This is a genomic window from Winkia neuii subsp. neuii DSM 8576 (assembly GCF_000420405.1).
Taxonomy (GTDB): Bacteria; Actinomycetota; Actinomycetes; order Actinomycetales; family Actinomycetaceae; genus Winkia; species Winkia neuii.
Genome location: NZ_ATUW01000005.1, coordinates 165,408 through 184,621 on the forward strand (window position 1 = coordinate 165,408; position 19,214 = coordinate 184,621).

The window sequence follows — 19,214 nt, forward strand, 5'->3', positions numbered from 1 at the left end:
CAAAGTTTTTATGCGTTGCCGGGCCACATACCTCAGGGCCCTACATGTGAAAGTCAAGTCTTCTCCTACTTTTGCAATCGCTTGCTGTTTGCTCCTTACATCTTGGAAAGACTTTCTATGATGCCGCTGTGCGACGATTATGGAAGTCGTATCCGATAGCGAGGAACCGGCAGAATCCATCTACAGCCCCGGGGAACTGCTAACTGAAATAACTACGGTCTTCATAGAGGTGAAAAGCTGTTTTTCGACCATTTCCACGTTTGCGGATTAAAGCCGATCGTATTACGCCTCAGCTGCCTTATCGCATTTACTACACCACACCATCTATGTCAATATCTCACCTATTGCAATTGTTTAATATCTTTAGCTGCTATTAGTCTGGTGTAGTAATCATTCCGATTACGCCCAGGAGGCTAGTCGGAGCGGCACCTTGGTTGGAGTGTATATAGGGACTCCGAACCGGCTAGCTTTCACAGGGTATTCCGCCGGCCTCACCATCTTAGGGCGGGCAACCTCCTTTGAAATCTACAAGCGCTTTAAAGCTCGCAAGCTCCGCCAGTAAAATGTCAGTATTTTTAAATCTTAGATTTGACAGTTGTTGAAATACAGTAATTGCATTTACCATTGCGTCAGTACCTAGTCGATCACTGGTACTGGTAACACTAGCCGGTTGGATGTTCCGTGTTTGGACGTGTTTCCGGCTCCATCCTGGCTAGTGTTGGCCAATGGGGAATATATGACCTGTCCGCCTGGACTGTCTCAGGTGGGCAGGTCATCGACATTACCCCAACCAGGCTACGGCCGCTCTAACTTATGTGGTCAACCTAGCCAGAGGCATATAGGCTAGCCACCTACCACAAGACGTCTCAGTGTTCACAGCATAACCGCCCAGCAAATATAAATTACAGGTTTATACAAATTCTAATAGTTGTTCACGATCCAAATCTAATTAGGCCGGCAAGCCTTATTTACCCGTTTTAACGATTACTAAATTAGTCGGGCACTTCACTGGGCCGTACGTTAGAAACCTCCGCAGCGACGGGGTTACATATCTACCAATATCGACCTATCCACCTTGCAGGGAGGAAGAATTGGTTTGTAAAATAAGCTCACACTTTCCCAAAGATTTATCTAGTTTGTGATAGTTGTTTAACTCTTTTACTTCCCCGTAGACTCATTCCAGTACCTTCCTCGTAGGGTACATACTGGTGGCAAGTCGGGGCGAGTATTACCTGTGATATATATTCACAGCGTTGCCCCGCCTTGCGTAATATCTACCGCGTATCACACCTGCGCCCGCCTCAAAATGGCGGGCGCATATTTTATTTTGTTTATAATCTATACAATATGTTGAGGTTGTTAAAACCTACGCCCCTTACCTACAATGATTTTCATACCCGGTTATTTCTAGGGTATTTACCAACACCTGCCGGGGCGGATCTTCCATGTTGGATGTGTATTCGGCTCCGTCCCGGCTTGTGTGGGGTTTCATCGGTAACATTTGGCCCGCTCACCGCATCCCTGCGAAGGTGAGCGGGTTTACCTTATATACTGCCTCTTTTTCAGGCTAAATACTGCCGCAAAGGCCCACTCTTGCCAGAGTGCACGCAGCTCCTACTTTGAGTTTTCAAGCATGAGTGAAAGTTACAAAAGCGGTGCTAACCGCTATGCATATTACTAAATGCAACTCAATCATTGCCCGCCTGTAGGCTGATGCAAGCTGAAGCTGGAGCGAGTGCGCAAACTCAGCGCTGGGACAAACTCCTAACACTACCACGCGCAAGATGGCCACTGGCAGGGCGGCAGCAAACATCCATCCTCCTTGACATTCCCCGCATCTAAATCGAGGGGTCTTACTACAGCACAAGAACTCTCAGCGACTTACCAAAACTAAGAATTCTAAGAAATTTGACCTTGTTTTGAAGCCGGCAAGCACTAAAGCTTAACTAAGTTAGGGTCCCCTAACCCCACAGCGAGGAGGTCTCATGAAAAGAACTACCGGGGCAGCAATGTTGCTAGCCCTTGTTGCCAGTTTGGGCTTTAGTCCCATAGCTCATAGCGAGGACGCTAAAGTCGACAAGGATTTTGCCGCCTGTCTAAAGACCCAAGCCAGCATAACCGTAGAAGATGGTAAGTGGCCCGACCAGGCCAAGCTAGATGCCGTCAAGAAGTTTCAGTGCAGCTCATTCAAAGGTCTTTCAAAGCTGCGCAATTTAGAAGAATTTAAATTCAAGAAAAAATACCAATACGACAATGACGCGGTACCAGTTGACGATCTAGCCCAGCTTTCGAAACTTACAAAGCTAAAGAAGCTGACACTGGTCAAGGCCGGGATTCGAGACATCTCGTTTTTGAAGGACTTGGTTAACCTCGAAGAGCTTGACTTGCATGCTGACTTCCTTTCTTTCCGGCCAGATCTTGTAGCAGAGAACAAGATTACCGACGCCTCGGCGCTCTCCGGCTTGAAAAAGCTTAAGAAACTGAATCTGAACAACAACCTGGTGGCAGATCTTTCTCCGCTAGCCGGCCTTACCGACTTGGAAGAATTGAAGCTCGGTCACGATAGTCCAAACAGCACCACCTATGAGGTCAAGGAACAACCCGAAGAACACGGCCTCAAACTAATTACTGACCTTTCCCCTCTGGCTGGGCTTACGAAGCTTACTTGGCTAGATCTCGAACGGAACACGGTCCAGGATGTAAGCGCCCTAAAGGGCCTGAGTAAGCTGAAATTTTTGGACCTAGATGACAACTACGTTCACGACTTGCGCCCGGTTTGCCCAATCAATATCAAATCGATCCGCGCTCGGGTCCAGCCTGGATATGCTCTTTACACTCCCATCTATGCTGAAGTGAATAAACCTGCGCCACTTGTATACGACTGCACCGGAGTGCTGCCAATGGCCAAGACTGAATATGAGGCCGGAACGAGTGGCCTAAAGAAGTATTCTGATACAGATCCGCTAGTTTTCACCAAAGCCGGTAACCATTCGATGGTTTTCCAAAGCGATAAGATGCCTTACTTTGATGTGAAGAATTATCCCAATGATCGGCGCCCACGCCAGGTAACTTACATTGTTATACCCGCTAAACCTGCCGACAAGGTTGAGGCTACCAATTGGATTGACTCGAGGGATGGCGGTGCCAAGGATTGCCAAGCCGGCAAGGTGAAGCAGACCCGAACGGTAACTACTACCTCACATAAATGGGACCGCGTGGCCAAAAAGTGGCTGCTAGATAAGGCTACTGCCGCAACCAAGACGGAGTCTCAAATGCGGCCTATGACCGACGCAGAGCTGAAGACGTGTGCTGGCGATGCACCTAAAGCTAAGGTTGAGGCAACCGATTGGGCTGACGCAGCTAACGGTAAGGATTGCGCCAAGAAAACGGTGAAGCAGACCCGCAAAATAACCACTACCCCGTACACGTGGGATATAGCTAAGCGCGCCTGGGTGCTCGACACGGTTACGGCCAAGGTCATAACGGAAGAACAAGCCCGTGCCATGACCGACGCAGAGCTGAAGGTCTGTGCCGGTGGTCCACCTGAGTCTAAGGTCGAGGCAACCGATTGGACAGATGCGCCCCAGACCGATGCCAAAGACTGCACTAAGCAGACAGTCAAGCAAACTCGCAAGGTAACTACAACCCCGTACACGTGGAACTCCGCCGCGCATAAGTGGGAGTTGGACAGCGATAACGCCACCGCCAAGGCCGAGACTCAGATGCGCGAAATGACTGGTGCGGAAAAAGCTACTTGCGAGGCAGGACATGTAGTTCCGCCCTCAACCGATAAAGTCGAGTGGGCTCTTTCTCCAACTACACCCGGAAAATCGGTTCGACTTGAGAAAAAGAAGGGTACCGTCCCCCCTCACACCAAGCTGCTCGTTGAGGGCCCCGGCGTTGCCAAACTGAACAAGGATGGCTCGCTTACAGTTACTCCCGACGCGAACGCCACCCCGGGCGAAAAAATCACTGTGACTTTGTTTGACGCCAAAGGCAGGCTTCTCGGCAAGGTAAGCATCCCTGTTGCCAAGGCGATGATCGTTCCTGCCCCGCAAGATAGGCCGGAGAACCTGCCACCTAAGCGGCCGGTAACTTCGAATAGGCTTTCAGCAACGGGAACCGGTGTTGCAGGGTTTATTTGCCTATCCCTAGCTCTGGCCACAGCTGGAACGCTTCTGCTGCGGCGCCGTAGAGCCTAGTACACACGAAGTTGGCTCCCCCGGCAAGGCTGCGGGAGCCAACTTTTATGCCCAAATTCTTCTTCCACTCAAGATAAGTACGACAAAGAGGTTTGCATGTTAAAAAGAACAATCCTCGTCTGTGCCTTAGCTACTTGTTTAAGTGCACCGGCAACGTTGGCCGCAACAGCGGCCCCTACCCCCGAAAAAGCTGCGAGTACTGCCGATTCGGATGAGCGCAGATGGGGCGGTATAGACGGCTCCCGCTACGGCGACAGTATCCGCAAGACTGCGCGCATTACCTATCCTGATGCCGGGATAAGCCCCCAAATGTCCTGCAACGTCGTGGGTGTTGGGGGCACGGACATGATTTTCCTAGACAAAAAGGCTAAAAAGCTTCACATCGTTGACCACATTCCTTACGGTTTGGATCAAGAAGAGGATGAACGGTCGATCCTAACTCAGCCTGGAGCCATGCATGTTAATTTGCCGCCTGGCGATGATTGGCAGATTAGTTGTGTCAAACGGGCCCGGGGAGAAAACCCAACTATTGCGGTTGCAAGTAAGAATAAGGTCTACATTGCCCAGGTAGACAAACTTGCTGACGGTAAGGACTTCCCTATTGCCTCAACCTATACTTTTGACGCAGACGTGTCTTCTATCGCTGCTTTAACCCCGAGTCTCGATGCGCCCGGCATGGTCGTGGCCTCAGGCGGTAAAGTCTATTACTTCGACTCCATCAAGGAAGGAGAGAAGAAGGGGATTTCCGCAGCAAAAACATGGAAAGGCTTTGACGAAAAGACCCAACTGACTCCCCTAAACTACGCCCTCGGTGACGACATAACGGTAGGCGCTTCCACGCCCGGTAACAACGTCGTCTACGCGATTCCCACAGGCGCAGATGCGGGCCTGGTAACAGACGTTGCCACAACTATTAGGGCTACCGGGGGTGAGTTCGGTACATCGATGGTCGCAATCGGGGATGTAAACGGGGACGAGATCGATGACTTTGCCGTTGGCGCCCCTTCAGCCAACGACAATACCGGGGCTGTGGCAGTGATCTTTGGTTCGAAAGAGGGGCCGGGCACTATAAGCGTTGATGTGTCTTCTAACTCCGAGGGAGCTGTCACGCGGGAGTCTAAGCCGGCTGGGACTTTACTTCGGAGCGCAACGCCTAGCAAAATTGGCACCTCGCTCGCCTATATTCCCCAGTATGATCCCGATAATCCCGGTGCACTGGTTATTTCTCGTCCTAAAGACGCTGAGCACCCCGGTGCCGTGATTGTTAGCGAAAAGGCCTTAGGAAAAAACTGGAACTCTGGTCTTGGCATAGATGCCATAAGCGCTAAGATGAAGGTCCAGTTGGCCAGCGAAGAAGGCGCCACGGGCGATGGCGGCTACCACGTTGGCACTGTTGCCCCGGATAATTCAGACACAGACCTGACCGGCGTCTACACCATAGACACTAAGGGAAAGGTTGACGTGTGGACAGTAGATATGCGTCGCCAAACCGGCACCACCAAGCCGGTAAAGCCACGCTACCCTCAGCCCCCAGCGCCATCGGCTGAGCCTGCCTATGAGCCTGTTGATAAAACTGATGAGAAGTCTTGGCTTGGAGAGTTCACTTCCGGTTTTGGTGGCTCTCTTGCAAAGGGTAGATGCGACGTTACTGGCGACGGTAAACCCGATTTGATAACCGGCAGCGCCGTTCGCTCCGAGTACAAATTTGATCCGTATTATGAGGATTCGACTCCAACTCATGGGTGGGTTTTCAACGTTACCGGCCAGGTCCAGATTATTCCAGGTGGTACCCCCGGCGGAAAGGCACACCCCAATAAGAAAGTAATTTCTATTCTTGGGCCAAAGCAGACTCAGGATCCTGCAGCCGATGCTGCAGCTGGATTCTCCGTTGCTTGTCTTGGCGACGTAAACGGGGACGGCGTAGATGATATTGCGACCTCTTCGGTAACCATGGGCCGTGTTTGGGTTATTTATGGGGGTAAGGATCTGGCTGAGACTGACCTAAATAACCTGGATAAGTCCAGGGGATACTACGTTGATATGCCTCATGAGATGGGCGCCGCGGGATTCCAGGTTACCCGTGTCGGCGATCTGGATGGCGATGGTCTGAGTGATGTTGGTTTCGTAGTTTCTAATACCGCTTTGGCGATGGGTGATTCTACTAAGACTTTCGGTTCGGCGATTGTGGTCAAAGGTAACAAGGATGGGCGTATCGTAAAACTGCATGATTTCGATGCACCGAATGAAGATGTGCTTTGGCGCGTCGATTCTCCGGCCGGACATACCCTCAATGCTTTTAGTCCTGTGGGCGACGTAAACGGGGATGGCAACGAAGACTATGTTGTAGCTGATTTTAACAGTTTCACGAAAGCGAGCACTGTTCCTGGCAAAGCCTGGGTGCTTTACGGAGCTAAGAAGTCGGCGCCTAAGATTGGCTATGAACTAGCTATCTCGGATGATGCATCCTACAGGCTCGGTGCTGGTAACTCCATTGCTCCGGCCGGTGACGTAGATAAGGATGGTCTAGCCGACTTTGTTATTGGTTTCGATGGTGGAGCCCTAAAGCACCAAGCCGAGGGCGGTATCGCCCTGGTTTATGGGGTGAAAGATGCCGGGGGTAAGCGCACTATTACCCCGGCAAATGAGGGCGCTTTAGATGCCAATATTTCTGTTATTACGGGTCCTTCTAAAGGAAGTTCGTTTGGTTGGTCAGCCGACGTTTCCGATGGCCTACTTGCTGTTGGCGCCTTCGGGGAGGCCAAGAACGGGAAGGCTTACCTTATGCGTCTTACTGACGTTCCCAAAGGTATTACGTCCGTCGCTAAGCTTGGCGGTAAAGTCAAGATCATATCTACCTCTGGTGAGCGCGCCCGCTTTGGCCGCTCAGTAGCTTTCGTTGGCGACTATTTGGGTAAGTCTACTCTGGCTATTGGCGGCGACGGTGTTATTGACGATGCCGCAGCTAAAGAAGAAGGCTACGCGCACTCGGCTCATATCCTCGCTATCGCTACCGAAAAGATAGCTCCTAAGCCGGGTAAGACAGATGGCAATGCCCAAACTGAAACCCCCGGTAGTACCGACAGTGGCACTCAAACTGAACGGCCTGGTACAGCAGATTCCGGTACCCAGACAGAGAAACTGGGCAAGACTGATGCCGGTACGCAGACTGGCACACCTGGCAAGGTAGACGGGGCCACTCAAGCTGACAGACCAGGTAAGGTTCACGATTCGGCTAATCCCAACCAACCTGGTGGGGCTGACGGTCGCAGTCTAACTAGGCAGACTCATGTGGCAGGCAAAAAGGCTCACGAGCTTGCTTCAACCGGTAGCATCGCACTGGTTGCTATGGTACTTGCGCTGGTGGGTATTGGTTGTGGCGGCGCCGCAATCTACTTGAGAAGAAATAAGTAGCTAGCCTTTTGGCCCCCACTTTTCGGTGGGGGCCAAAACTCTTAATAGGCTGACATGTGAAAGTTGATACTGTCGAATAAAAAGTATAAGGGCTGGGATTGCCAAACTTCGCAAACACTTGCCACAATAAAAGTGCCTATCGTACAGATGGTTGTCTATTTTCTAGGTGGGTCGGGACATGCCCCCGGTCCACCACCCTTTTTAATGTCACCAATAGGAATGCCTAGGGCCAGTACATTTATCACTGCCCCCCTCGCCCTGCCTAAATATCGGAGCAAATTCGCATTACGTCTCTACGTGCGCAAACCCGAATATAGGTAAATTGGCGCCATCAATATCTAATATTTCTTGGAAATTCTCTTCTGTAAGACAAGCGTGGAAGCTGGCGAAAATACCTTAAAATAGTGAAACCCCAGCTCTTATTGCTTAGAGAAAATGAGGAGCTGGGGTCCACCGCACGCCCCCTGGTCCCTTCCACTGCAACACCGAAGCGCTGCCTAGGGGCGTACACAAAAATAATAAGAACTTTCCTTCTAGCTGATCAATCAAATACGAGTCTGATTTATTAGGTTTATTTTCTTTTCTATGAAGAGTCTTTGAAAGCCCGCTTTACTCTTCCATTTTTTATCGTGGCTAAGTTAGGTTAACTCGTGATATAGATGTCGATATTTTGTCGGAGAGGTAAATGAACTCTAAGCTTTTAACTCCTGCGATAATTGCAGGTGCAGCCCTGGCTTTAACTGCCCCGGGGGCAGCTATTGCCACTAACTCGGGCGGTCCGGCGCCTGCAAGCCAGCCCGTCCAGGCGAGCCCAGAAGAGGTCTCCCCCATGGTTAAAGATCTTGCCCAGGCACAAAAGCGCGTTGAGGAGCTCAAAGCCAATATTGGCACCCTTACTCAAAAGCTTGAGGTAGCACGCAAGATACTGGCTGAAACTACCCTCAAAGAGGATCGAGCGATCCAAGATCTTGCGCAAGCGAAGAAGCTTACCGAAGATCACGCCAAGGCTGCACAAGCCCTCAAGGATGCTGAGAAGGCTGCCCAGAACTCCGACGAGGAGCTAAAGACTGCCCACAAAGATCACAGTGATGCTAAGGATGCTTACGCACAAGCGCTAACTAAGCTAAATAGTGCTAAAGACGAACTAGCTAAGACACTAAAGCAGCTCGAAAACGCTCAGGGCGCCCTCGATAAGATTTCCAAACGCAAGGACACCCTAAAGAAGGTTGCAGATGCTGCCAAGGTCGAGGCAGATAAAACCAACGCTGACGAGCTAAAAGCTGCCGCTGAAACTAAAAAGGGCCAGAAAGCTGCCCTAGATAAGCAAGCGGAACAGGCTAAGGGCGATCTCGAAACCACCAAGCACAACCTTGGCGTGGCCACCACTAAGCTTGATGAAGTCACCCGGCAACTGGGAGAGGCAATCCCGAAGAAGGAGGCTGCAGAAAAAACTTTGGAGTCTGCAAAGGCGGCCCTAGCAGAGGCGCAAGCGAAGCTGGAGCAGGCAAATGCCGAGCTGAAGCAGATTGAGGGACGGCTGCAGACCGAAAAAAGTAAGCTAGACCAGCTCGCTAACACTTACGATCAGAAGAACCAAGCTGCCGGGGAGGCAAAAGGGGAAGCCGATGCCGTAAAAGAGCGCGAGCAGGAAAAGATCAAGCAGATTGAGAAGGTCCTCGAAGACAGCCGCAAGAATCTGACTGCAGCTAAAGGTGAGGTGCAGAAAAAGCAGCAGGAACACGAAGCAGCTAAAGCCGAAATCGTCTCAGATACAAACGATCTAGAAAAGGCCAGGGCTGCCAAAGCGGAGAACGATAAGAAGATCGCCTTCGGCCAGGACTTTTACTCCAAGCGCGCCAAAGCCATTGGGGAACGCGACGAGTACGGCGCCCAGCAGCAGGAAATCCAGGCTAAGCTAACTGCCGCCGACCAGAAGGCTAACGCCTCTAAAGCCAAGTACCTCGAGTTGCAGGCTAAGAGCGATCCAGGCACTGCTGCTGCTAAAGCTCAATGGCAAGCTGACCAGCAGGAGGTTGAAAAACTCAACGTTCAGTTGACTGAGGCAGTTACCAACCAAGGTAAAGCTGCCGCCAAAGTTAAAGACCTAGATACGCAGATAAACAATAACGAGCCTGCGTTCCAGAAAGCCCAGAATGATAGCGCCACTCTCGCCCAAGCTGTCCAGCAGGCCGAAACCGAACTGAACAACTCGAAGAAGTGGGAAGCTCAGATTAAAGGCGAGTTCGAGCAGGCTACCAAAAAGGCAGAGATCCTCGAAGGGGAAATCCAAAGGCACGAGGGCGCCCTGACTGAGGCCAACGAGGCACTAGCCCACGCTGACGATGCTTACAAGCAAGCCAAAGCTCAAGCTGAAACTGCCCTTAAGGCTAAGTCCGGTCAGGAAAAAGCCGTCCAGGGCCTTCAAGGTGAGCAGGCTAAAAAGACTAAGCAGATCAACGATTCTCTAAAGCCGGCTTTCAATAAGGCAACTACAGCTAAGGTAGATGCCGAAAAAACACTGCAAAGTGCTGCGGCGAAGGTAGTTGAGGCTGAGGCAGCCAAGACGCTTGCCCAAAAAGAGGTAACTCGTCTGACCGGTGAGGTAACGGCCGGTGAGGCTAAGCTCAAGGGCGCCGCTGCCAAGGCTGAAGCAGCAAAGACGGCGCTGGCCCAAGCAACAAATGAGCTCATTGCGGCGATGCGCGCTGACAAGGCCCACGCGGATGCGGTAGCAGAACTCAAGGTCGCGGAAAAAGCCTTCCAGGTGGCTTCTACGGCGCTGGGGGCTGCAAAAGCTCAGAGCGCTTCTGCACAATCCGTGCATCAGGAAGCAGCTCGGGCTGAGGCCGCAGCCAAGGCCGAGCTACCTAAGACGAACGCGGCCCTGAAGGCAGCCCAGCTAAAGAAAGCCGAGGCGCACAAAGTCCTGCAAGAGGCGAAGGTCCGGGTTGAAACTCTCCCCGCTGCCGGCGACGTTACAAAGCTTTCCCAACAGGCAGCAAAGTTTAAGGAAGAGTTGAAGTCGTCTGAAGCTGCCTGCTCCAAGGTAGAAAAGGACCTCAAGGAGGCTAAGGCGAAGCTGGCAGAGGCCGAACAGGAGCTGGCTAAGCTAAAGCTGGCTAGGGATCTAGAAAATCCAGCTTCCGGCTCTAAGAATCCAGAAAAATCAGCTCCGAGCTCCAATAAGCATGTCAAGCAAGTTCGTAAGGTTGGAAATGTTTCTAAGCATAGAACGGACACAAAGCTTGCCCATACCGGCTCTGGTGCTACAGCAGTAGCTCTTGCTGGCTTTAGCGCCGCAACCGGTGCAGCAGCGCTAGCTACACGGCGCCGCAAGCGGCGCTAAAAAGTAACTTTTCATTTGTGGCCCAAACCAATTGGTTTGGGCCACAAATATTTTAATAGCGCTTTATTTACTAGAGGCTATCTTTTTTGAAGGGAGTGCGGACTGTTTATTGGACATTACAAGCCGAGGAAACCAAGCTGGTACCGCTCAAGCTCGCAAAGGGCTAAGGTCGATAACACGTCCTCCTTCGCCCAAGCTGAAAGGACTCAGTCTGCGCCAGTCTGGGCCAGTCTGCATCAAGAAGGCTCGTCTACAGAGCTCGCTTTATTGAACTAGTACCAGCGCAGGCATTGCTCTTTCCCTGCCAGTTTTACTTGGAGGAATTGGCGCACTGCTCAAGAAGCGTTCAGGTAAACGCGATAGATAAACGCGCCTAATTCAGATTGGCGGGCATTACGTGGGGGTGCCCACCAAGCTTTAACGAGGGACACAGTCTAAGTTCGACTTCGCTAGGATATTATTGCCTCGTGCAAAAGATAAGTTTCGAAGACCTACTTAAAGATGCTAACTGGATTAGCGCAAGTGAAGCTGAAGATTTCATAGGCTCGCACACTTCTTTGGAAAACAAAAGTACCTTCATGCGGGAAGTTGAGCTATTTATTGCCCGAAAAGCAGAGCAGGCAACATATTTTCCACCGGCTTCGATACGAGCTAGGACACTTGTGGGGCTCTTACTTTTGCTAGCCCCGATCGCAATGGTCTTCGTCTTCATTAGTGCCCGCATACCTGACACCTTGGTAGGTATACTGATGGTAGCAATACCGTTGTGGGCACTGATGCCTTGCATATGTGTATCCCATCCCCGCCACGGTGAGCGTATTCTTTACTGGCTAACAAAGGTAGTAAGTTTTACCGGTGCACTGCTAATTGCCCTGTTGCCTCTGGCGGTTGAGCAGGCAAGAAGTGGTCATATTGCACCAGGACTAAGATATGCGTGCGAGGTGTTAGTTTTGGCAGGTGCAACTACCCTATTGCCGATGCTGCTGGCTTTTTTGCAGATGCGTAAGTGGAATAAAGCTAAGGATTCTCAACGTAGGTGGCGGATAATGCATTCAATGCTACTAGCAAGCCGATGTTGGGGATATAAATAATAGGTGCTCCAGCCGTGCCCCTACAATAAGACTGAGCTTCATAGCACGGCTGGAGCCTATTTTGTATCCGGTCCTACCAACTCTTATCGGATACGGTTATCATTTTAGCTAAAATTAGCGCTAAGAGCAAGTACCACTGAGCTACTTTTCATGCACTGGGACAATTTTCTTTTTGTTTCTAACAACCGTGTAAAAGATGTATAGCGAAACAATAATGGCAGCTAAAAAAGCTAACATCCACCAGGACCACTGCCAAGAGTCAGCTGGAGCGGATATTGGATCAGGTAGTACTCTGATACCGGTAACCAGGAGCCTATGCGAGTTCACCCCATAAGGAGTGCAGGTCAGCAGTGTTGCGAGATCTTGCCCATTAATACGCTGAAGAGTTGATATATCTTCAGGGCGCACTACGTTAGTTCTAATAACCTGATATTTATAGGTGCCCCCTTGTACTTGAAGGTAAAAGTAGTCCCGCTTTTTTATTGAGGTTAACTGGTCAAACATTGTTATGTCCGCCAAACCTGTGTGTGCTGTTATCACTGTATGCCTATTTATTCCTCCGACTGGCAAATCGGAACCATACAGATGCCCGGCTCCCCTTTGAAGAGTTTCGGGTGAGGTTCCATGATAAATAGGTAAATTTACGCCGATCTTGGGTATCTTCACCACGCCCATGGCTTCCTTTGGATCAGCAAGAGTATTTAGGTATTTCTTATAATCTGCGCTTTCTTTTTTATCGAGATCTTTTTTTTGGTAAGGATCAACAAATTTGAAGCCGGTACGAGCGGCGTTATAGTCGTCTGCTGCTTTTATGTGGGCACGTTTCACCTCTTCTGATTGGTTGAGTACATGCCCAATATATTCTTGCGATACTACCTTCGCTTCGTGGTTATTCCAAAGCGTAGAAACAATCGGATAGGCCAGGCATAGAATTCCGACGATAATTATAACTGCTGGATGGAATGTTTTTGTTTTCATTATTAAATGCTAACAACTGAGGTCCACATCGGGACCTCAGTTGTTAGTTTATTCTACTTAGGCTGCCTTTTTGCGAGAGTGCATGTACGCACCGGTGCCCACAAGGGCTGTGCCGAGGATGGCAAAGACAATGATGCCAGAGGCACCTGTCTTAGGTAGAGTAAACCAGAAGCCCGAGTCTGCTTTGGCAATGTTTTCTACGACGGCCGTCCCACCGGCCTCAGGCATAGTGTAAGACTGTGGTTCGGTGTTGCGGAGGAAGCCGTTTGGAGCAACGGTTTCTACGATGTAGATGGCCTTGCCTGCAGCGGCGAGGTATGCCTCGGTTTCACCGTTCGCCTTCGTTGTCTTTTCGCCGAACGCAGAGGCTCCAACACAGTTACTCTCGTTAGGATCAGACGCGCATTTCGTCGCCTGAGCCTGGTCAGCGAACACTTTGAAGCGTGCATCAGCCAGACCTGCACCAGCGTTAGTGGCCTTAACCTTCTTGATCTTAAATTCCGCGAACTTTACCTTGGGATTTGAGCTGGAAGGCGGCTGAATTGGATTCTGATTCGGCTCTCCCGTTCCCTTACCCGGTATAAAGCCGAACTTATTTTCAACTTCACCACGAACAGTAGGTGATAGCTTGAAGTTCATTTTTACGGTGACTTTATGATTGGCATTACCATTGACTGCATTGGCTATTTTACCGAGACCAGTTGTCGTAAAGTTAACTTGAATCCTCTGCCGATCGGTTCCTATTGTCTTAGAAGCGTCAATCGTGTAGTCGGCACCCTTGACTAGCTTTGTATCGCCAATCTTAACTTCGCCCACGGTAGTATCATCGGTTTTCTGGTAAGCCTTCTTTAGGGCATCGTCGAATACTGCGAACCCGTTTAGATCATTAGCGTTGACGTTCCTGTTCAGCTCTGCCTTCTTTTTATTTACATTGGCGCTGATGGTATAGCTGATGTCATCATTCGCACCAACGGTTTTGCTAAGGTCCTGAGTCTTCCTGACCTTAGACGTTTCGTTGGTGTTCTTCGGTTTAACGCGAACTTCGTATTGCCATTCCGTCCCACCATTTTTGGTGATCGCCTGTGGCACAGTTACAAAAAACGGTTTAATGTAATTGGAATACCCAGGAGCAGCCATCGTTTCAGCAACTTTGTACAAGCCCAGAGGCTTATCTGGAAACTCGGCAATACCTCTGTTGTCCGTAAACTGGGTGAGAGCCTGCCCAAATTCTAACCCCTGCTCGTTTCCGAGGTTTAGCGCTTCAACTTTTTTGGCTAGCGCTTTGAGACCTGCCTGAGTTGTTACATCAACTGGTTTCCCATCAATTTTAGTTACCGGCGTTACCTGGAATTGAGCTCCTTCAATCTTTTTGGGAACCTTACCGCCATCTTCCTCTTTTTCGATGACAATTTTACCGGTAGCCGGGTGGCCAGCCTGCCAGGGGGCAAGCGTGGTATCAGCTGCGTTTGCGCCGTCGATCGAAGCGCATATGAGGCCACCGGTTACGGCGGCTGCGCAGCCGATTGTCTTCAGCTTTCGCATTATTTCTCCTTATCTGAGATTAGTATTTTTTGTTCATGCGGTAGGCAGTGACAGATAGTCCGACTGCACAACCTAGAGCGATTAGGCCAGCTATCAGCGCTGCGCCTATACCGCCGGTCTTAGGTAGAGAGAATCTATCTGAGACGTCAACTGTGAAAGTCTTTGACTCCCACTCGATTCCTTTTTTGTTCAGAAAGGCATCATTTCCAGAAAGGTGCCCACTCGGGTTGAGCTTAAATTTCTTAAATTCGCCAGGGTTGTTTGTAGAAAAAACCGCACACTTATATTTGCCGGGATTTTCGAAGGATCCGTAAATTTCAGAGGTAGTTTTAGCCAATATTCTATCTTTGGAATAAATTAAACCCGGTTCCCTCTGGCCACTCTGTAGAAATTTAATCTCCTTTTCGAGTCCAGCTACCTCATATTCGACGTAGCTTGAGCTGTCCTTGTCATTATTAAGCCAGAGCCCGTTTCCGCCTCCAATAGATACTGCGTTAGTTTGCTCATTCACGCAGGCCATACGCAACACGATTGGCCTTCTATCTCTCTGTTGGGTGGCGGCAATTTTTATTGTGTCGCTCAACGGTAGGCCCGGCATAGAACTGAGTTCATTTTGAGACAGATCTAATTGCATCTCACCTTTGCCAGACTTGTACTTTTGGACGAAAATATGGGCATTGATAACGTCCTCTGTTCCGTCTGGGTAAGTTGCTATCACAGGAACCTTGTAGCCGGCTGGATGAGTACCTGCAGGAGGCTTAGCCGTGATCATGCCGGTCTTTTCATCCACTTCAGCCCAAAACGGATAGCTATATTTAGGTTTTCCATCGGAGTTGACTGAGGTTTTATCAAACCAGAATCTTGTTCCCTTGGGCAGTTCCTTACTCTCGTGGGTGGGAACTTTAGATTTTCCTACCTCGCCGTCCATCACGTACAGGTTTTCATATTCCGGATCAAGATAGTTGTTTAGTTTTTGCTGTTTCAGAGTGAGCTTGGTTTGATCATGCTTCTCGGGCACGCAAACGCTGTCGCGCCTATAACTGGCGCCTAGTTCGAAGTCGAGATCTTTACCAACGTCCCCCCTGCGAGGGTTGTAAATGAATTCGCCAGTAAGCTGATCTAAGAAGTATTGGCCCTCGGCGGGGGTTTTAGAAATAGTTTCACTCACACCCGCTGGTACGCGTTTGGCGTAAAAACGAATACCCGGCTGGAGTTCTTTGGTCTTCCCAGTGTTGAGGAAATACCAGCCTTGTGTGGAGGGGTGCTGCCCAGCGGCGTTGTGATTTTCTCCCGTGTGCAGGAAGGGACTAGCCTTAACGAGCTTCCCATACACTACCGGCTGATTGTCCAGTTCATAGTTAAGGTCCGGAGAGAAAGGATTTGTGTTGCGGTGCAGCTCCTCAATGTTGGTTAAACCATCATGGTCGGTGTCGAAAGGCCCGTAAGCCATGAACCTGTCTTCTTTAGAAGAAACAGTATTCGAGGAGTTGAAGCCTGCAAGGACAGGCATTTTTTCAGGGTCCGCGCCAGGTTTAAGCTGTGCAGTAATAACCCACCGATGCTGCGTGTTTGAGTCAGCTTCGTAAGACCAGAGCGACCTCCAGAATTTACCCTGATCCTTCCATTCAACAAGTTCGCAAGATGTTGAGGGATATTGCGGAAACTTTGTATTTGAAAGATCAGTCTGGCCAACGCCATTGTTCCAATGCTCTTGAAAGGTACTCTCTGGATAAAGGCCTGACCTCCGAGTATTGGAGTCGTTAAACTGAGATATTGTTTGCGATTTAGCAACGGTCGCTTCGTAATATTTATCTTTCGCAAAGGGCGAGGGATTAAATTGCATTCGATAACGATCAATACGCACAGTTTCTTCATTTAATCCCTGTGGTAGATACACATATAGCCAGGGACGTCCTGAAAAGGTGTCAAAACCATTCGTTCGAAAGTTTTTATTAAATGAAATCCCATACCGGATCGTCCTACCGCCGTACGGGTCCGTCGTAACCTGAACATCGACATCTATATCACGACTAGCGGCGTAAACATTGGATCCGTTAGACGTAACCCACCCGTAGCCCTGGTGGCCCCAAAAGACATCGGCAGCTTTGGCATAGTTTGCTGATACACCGCCGACAAGAGCTGCAGAAAGAGTCGCCGCGAGGAGTCCAGCAGTTACCTTAAATGTCCGCGCCACGGGAAGCTACCTCCATATATTCTCACGTCTATTTAGATGAGCACATAAAGACTACCTTTCACCTAATGAACAAAATCTAATTACCCCAGTTTTAGGATTACCAAACTAGAAGTATTTAATTCTACAACTTCTTGGGGTTGCAAAACCTTAGAAGTACAAATAAAATTTAGGCCTACCGTTGAGGTAGGTCTGAAGATACAAACACCGAAAATCCCGGGGTAAGCCTTTCCGATACCCCGGGATTTTCTTTGGCTATCTAATTAGGAAGTTTGCCGGCCCTGTTGAGGATCTTTCAACCAGGAAAGTGGGAACCTCGATAACTCCTCCCCTGCGAAAACCTTTAAAATGGATCCTTTTAGCCTCTTGGTACGCTAGGCGGGCCGTCTCCTTATGGTTTAGCCCCACAGACGTGAGAGAGAAAATCTTCGACTTGCCCAACTCCGTATCCCCAAAGGCGGCAAGAGAAATATCTCCGGGCACGGACAGTCCCGCCTTGAGCATGGCTATGTAAGCTCCCTCCGCGCAATCGTCGTTGTAGCAAAGGATTGCGGTGTACTGTCCAAGCTCCCCGCGGCGCTCAACGAACGAACCACTCCTGGCGTTTTCATTCCAGAGCTCTGAAAGCATCTCCACTGTGGAGTCATAGCCATCTGTTACGGTGTTGCCACCTTTTTTGACCGTCATTTCTATGTTGTTTTCTGCCGCTGCCCCCTCTAACGCTTTTAAACGTTGCGCAGCGGCCGGAGAAAAGGGCGAATCAAGGTAAATTACATGCCGATGACCATATTTGCGCAAGTGTGCCATAAGTTCGCTACAACCGTTCTTATGGACTGTGGAGACGAGTGCTGTCTTATCCCGGTCGACTTCCTGGCCAATAACAACTTGGGGGCTATAGCGGGCTGGAACGTGGTCAAAATTAGGCTCAATCACGATGACAGTTTTTACAAGCAGGTTGTACATGCTCTCGAGCGCATCGATTGGGCGTGGGTAGAGGTCAACATCTTTTATGATCACATCAAAGCCATCTTTTTGCGCAGCCGAAACTATATCTCGGGTAATGATCTGGTGTAAGCCGAGCTCGAATCTGCCAACCACACCAATAACCTTTGGATCCGGTACCGCTTTCCTCTTAGTCAGGGCGGGCGAGACATACCCAAGTTCTTCCGCGATCTCCCAGACCATTTCTTTGGTGGCCCCGGAAATGCGCTCATCCCCCCTAAGTGCGAGTGACACTGTCGTGGGCGAGCATCCGGCTTTATCTGCAACCATTTGGATGGTTACACGTCTTGGCATCGTGGTCTCCTTGTATGGACATTCCTTCAATAAAACTATTAATAGTTAGACTAATGGCAGCGATTGTCATTTGCGAAATAATATGCGGGTCCAATAATTGGGGTTTACCAACACTAACCAACCCCACCTTGCCAACCCAAAAGGCGCCTTATCGTAAAGCAGATACTACAGATTCTTATACTTGTACAATCTTTTTACCGTAAATAGAATAACCAACGACTACATTTAATATTAGCCCCTTTGTAGTAGATATCCGGCAGAGCAGTTCGCGGCTCTGCCGGATATCTTTTGTAAACTTTCCCTCTGCACATTACAAAACATTGTAAAAAATTAGATTTCACAAAACACAAACGAAACACATATAGTTTTTTATGCACAATGGACGTGCACAAGGCGCGGCCCTGATTAGGTTTATTTCATTTTCCTTCCTAGTGGGGCCGCACCTCTTACTTACAATACTTACTAATTACTTACTACATGTAGGGTATATTAAGCTAAACTTATGATTCATCCGCGCTACAAGTAGTCGCAGAAGATTAATTTCGCAGCGTTTCCGTTAACATTGTCCAAATGCTAGTTTCTACTACACACAAGCCCTGCGAGCGTTTGTTTTGCTTACTCGCAGGGCCGTTATTTTTTGTCGTAGTTACTGTTGTTGGCGTTTGTGCCGCAGGGCAATCAAGCCAGTGCAGCACAATAGTCCCACGCCTATCAGAAGGCCGTGCGGTGCTACCCCAGTAGTGGCAAGAGGTTTATTCCCCCCGCCTTCGTGCTTACGCTTTTGGTTACGGTCGACTTTGCCTTGCATCCCTGCAGCGTGTGGGTTCCCGTCAGGCAACGCCTCCTGTTTAGGCGCAACCGTGGGCACAAAGAAAGGTGGGTGCCCCTCAGGCAATACCTCCTGTTTAGGCGCAACCGTGGGCACAAAGAAAGGTGGGTGCCCCTCAGGCAATACCTCCTGTTTAGGCGCAACCGTGGGCACAAAGAAAGGCGGGTGCCCCTCAGGCAACGCCTCCTGCCTTGGGGGATCTACCTGTAGGTTGTTTAGCACAGTTACCGGAATTTTCACTATCCTAGTAACGCCAGAGGCGTAAGTTACTTGTACTTCTACAACGTACTTGCCAGGCTTAGAAGTATCTACAGTTTGCAGCGGAGTT

The 19,214-nt window shown here is 49.8% G+C and carries 9 protein-coding genes; 4 read left to right on the plus strand and 5 right to left on the minus strand.

The window, feature by feature from the left end; genetic code table 11:
• Positions 1 to 1,985: 1,985 nt before the first annotated feature.
• The 4 genes from G437_RS10940 (at position 1,986) to G437_RS0106475 (ending at position 12,050) form a co-directional block, all read left to right on the plus strand.
• Positions 1,986 to 4,202: a leucine-rich repeat domain-containing protein gene (locus G437_RS10940; protein ID WP_024331753.1), complete on the plus strand. Its 2,217-nt coding sequence runs from the start codon at positions 1,986 to 1,988 to the stop codon at positions 4,200 to 4,202.
• 96 nt (positions 4,203 to 4,298) lie between these two features.
• A complete protein-coding gene (locus tag G437_RS0106465) occupies positions 4,299 to 7,613 on the plus strand; it encodes a hypothetical protein (RefSeq protein ID WP_024331754.1) in 3,315 nt (1,104 codons plus the stop codon).
• 685 nt (positions 7,614 to 8,298) lie between these two features.
• Positions 8,299 to 10,959, plus strand: coding sequence for an LPXTG cell wall anchor domain-containing protein (locus G437_RS0106470; protein WP_024331755.1), 2,661 nt, complete (start codon positions 8,299 to 8,301; stop codon positions 10,957 to 10,959).
• A gap of 467 nt (positions 10,960 to 11,426) precedes the next feature.
• Entirely contained in the window at positions 11,427 to 12,050 is a 624-nt protein-coding gene (locus G437_RS0106475) for a hypothetical protein (protein WP_024331756.1), read from the plus strand.
• 141 nt (positions 12,051 to 12,191) lie between these two features.
• Here G437_RS0106475 and G437_RS0106480 read toward each other — a convergent pair whose 3' ends face one another.
• The 5 genes from G437_RS0106480 to G437_RS11425 all read right to left on the minus strand — a co-directional run.
• Entirely contained in the window at positions 12,192 to 13,028 is an 837-nt protein-coding gene (locus G437_RS0106480; protein ID WP_024331757.1) for a class C sortase, read from the minus strand.
• A 57-nt stretch (positions 13,029 to 13,085) separates the two neighbouring features.
• On the minus strand, positions 13,086 to 14,570 hold the full coding sequence (locus G437_RS0106485) for a SpaH/EbpB family LPXTG-anchored major pilin (protein WP_024331758.1): 1,485 nt from the start codon (positions 14,568 to 14,570) through the stop codon (positions 13,086 to 13,088).
• A 19-nt stretch (positions 14,571 to 14,589) separates the two neighbouring features.
• Entirely contained in the window at positions 14,590 to 16,764 is a 2,175-nt protein-coding gene (locus G437_RS0106490; RefSeq protein WP_141739480.1) for a Rib/alpha-like domain-containing protein, read from the minus strand.
• Between the two features lie 252 nt (positions 16,765 to 17,016).
• On the minus strand, positions 17,017 to 18,057 hold the full coding sequence (locus G437_RS0106495) for a LacI family DNA-binding transcriptional regulator (RefSeq protein ID WP_024331760.1): 1,041 nt from the start codon (positions 18,055 to 18,057) through the stop codon (positions 17,017 to 17,019).
• 646 nt (positions 18,058 to 18,703) lie between these two features.
• Positions 18,704 to 19,214: hypothetical protein (locus G437_RS11425; protein WP_029769401.1), on the minus strand; the 511-nt coding region annotated here is incomplete at its 5' end.

Coding starts and splice junctions, on each gene's coding strand:
- G437_RS10940 (WP_024331753.1), top strand. CDS start 1,986: ATGAAAAGAACTACCGGGGCAGCAATGTTGCTAGCCCTTGTTGCCAGT.
- G437_RS0106465 (WP_024331754.1), top strand. CDS start 4,299: ATGTTAAAAAGAACAATCCTCGTCTGTGCCTTAGCTACTTGTTTAAGT.
- G437_RS0106470 (WP_024331755.1), top strand. CDS start 8,299: ATGAACTCTAAGCTTTTAACTCCTGCGATAATTGCAGGTGCAGCCCTG.
- G437_RS0106480 (WP_024331757.1), bottom strand. CDS start 13,028: ATGAAAACAAAAACATTCCATCCAGCAGTTATAATTATCGTCGGAATT.
- G437_RS0106485 (WP_024331758.1), bottom strand. CDS start 14,570: ATGCGAAAGCTGAAGACAATCGGCTGCGCAGCCGCCGTAACCGGTGGC.
- G437_RS0106495 (WP_024331760.1), bottom strand. CDS start 18,057: ATGCCAAGACGTGTAACCATCCAAATGGTTGCAGATAAAGCCGGATGC.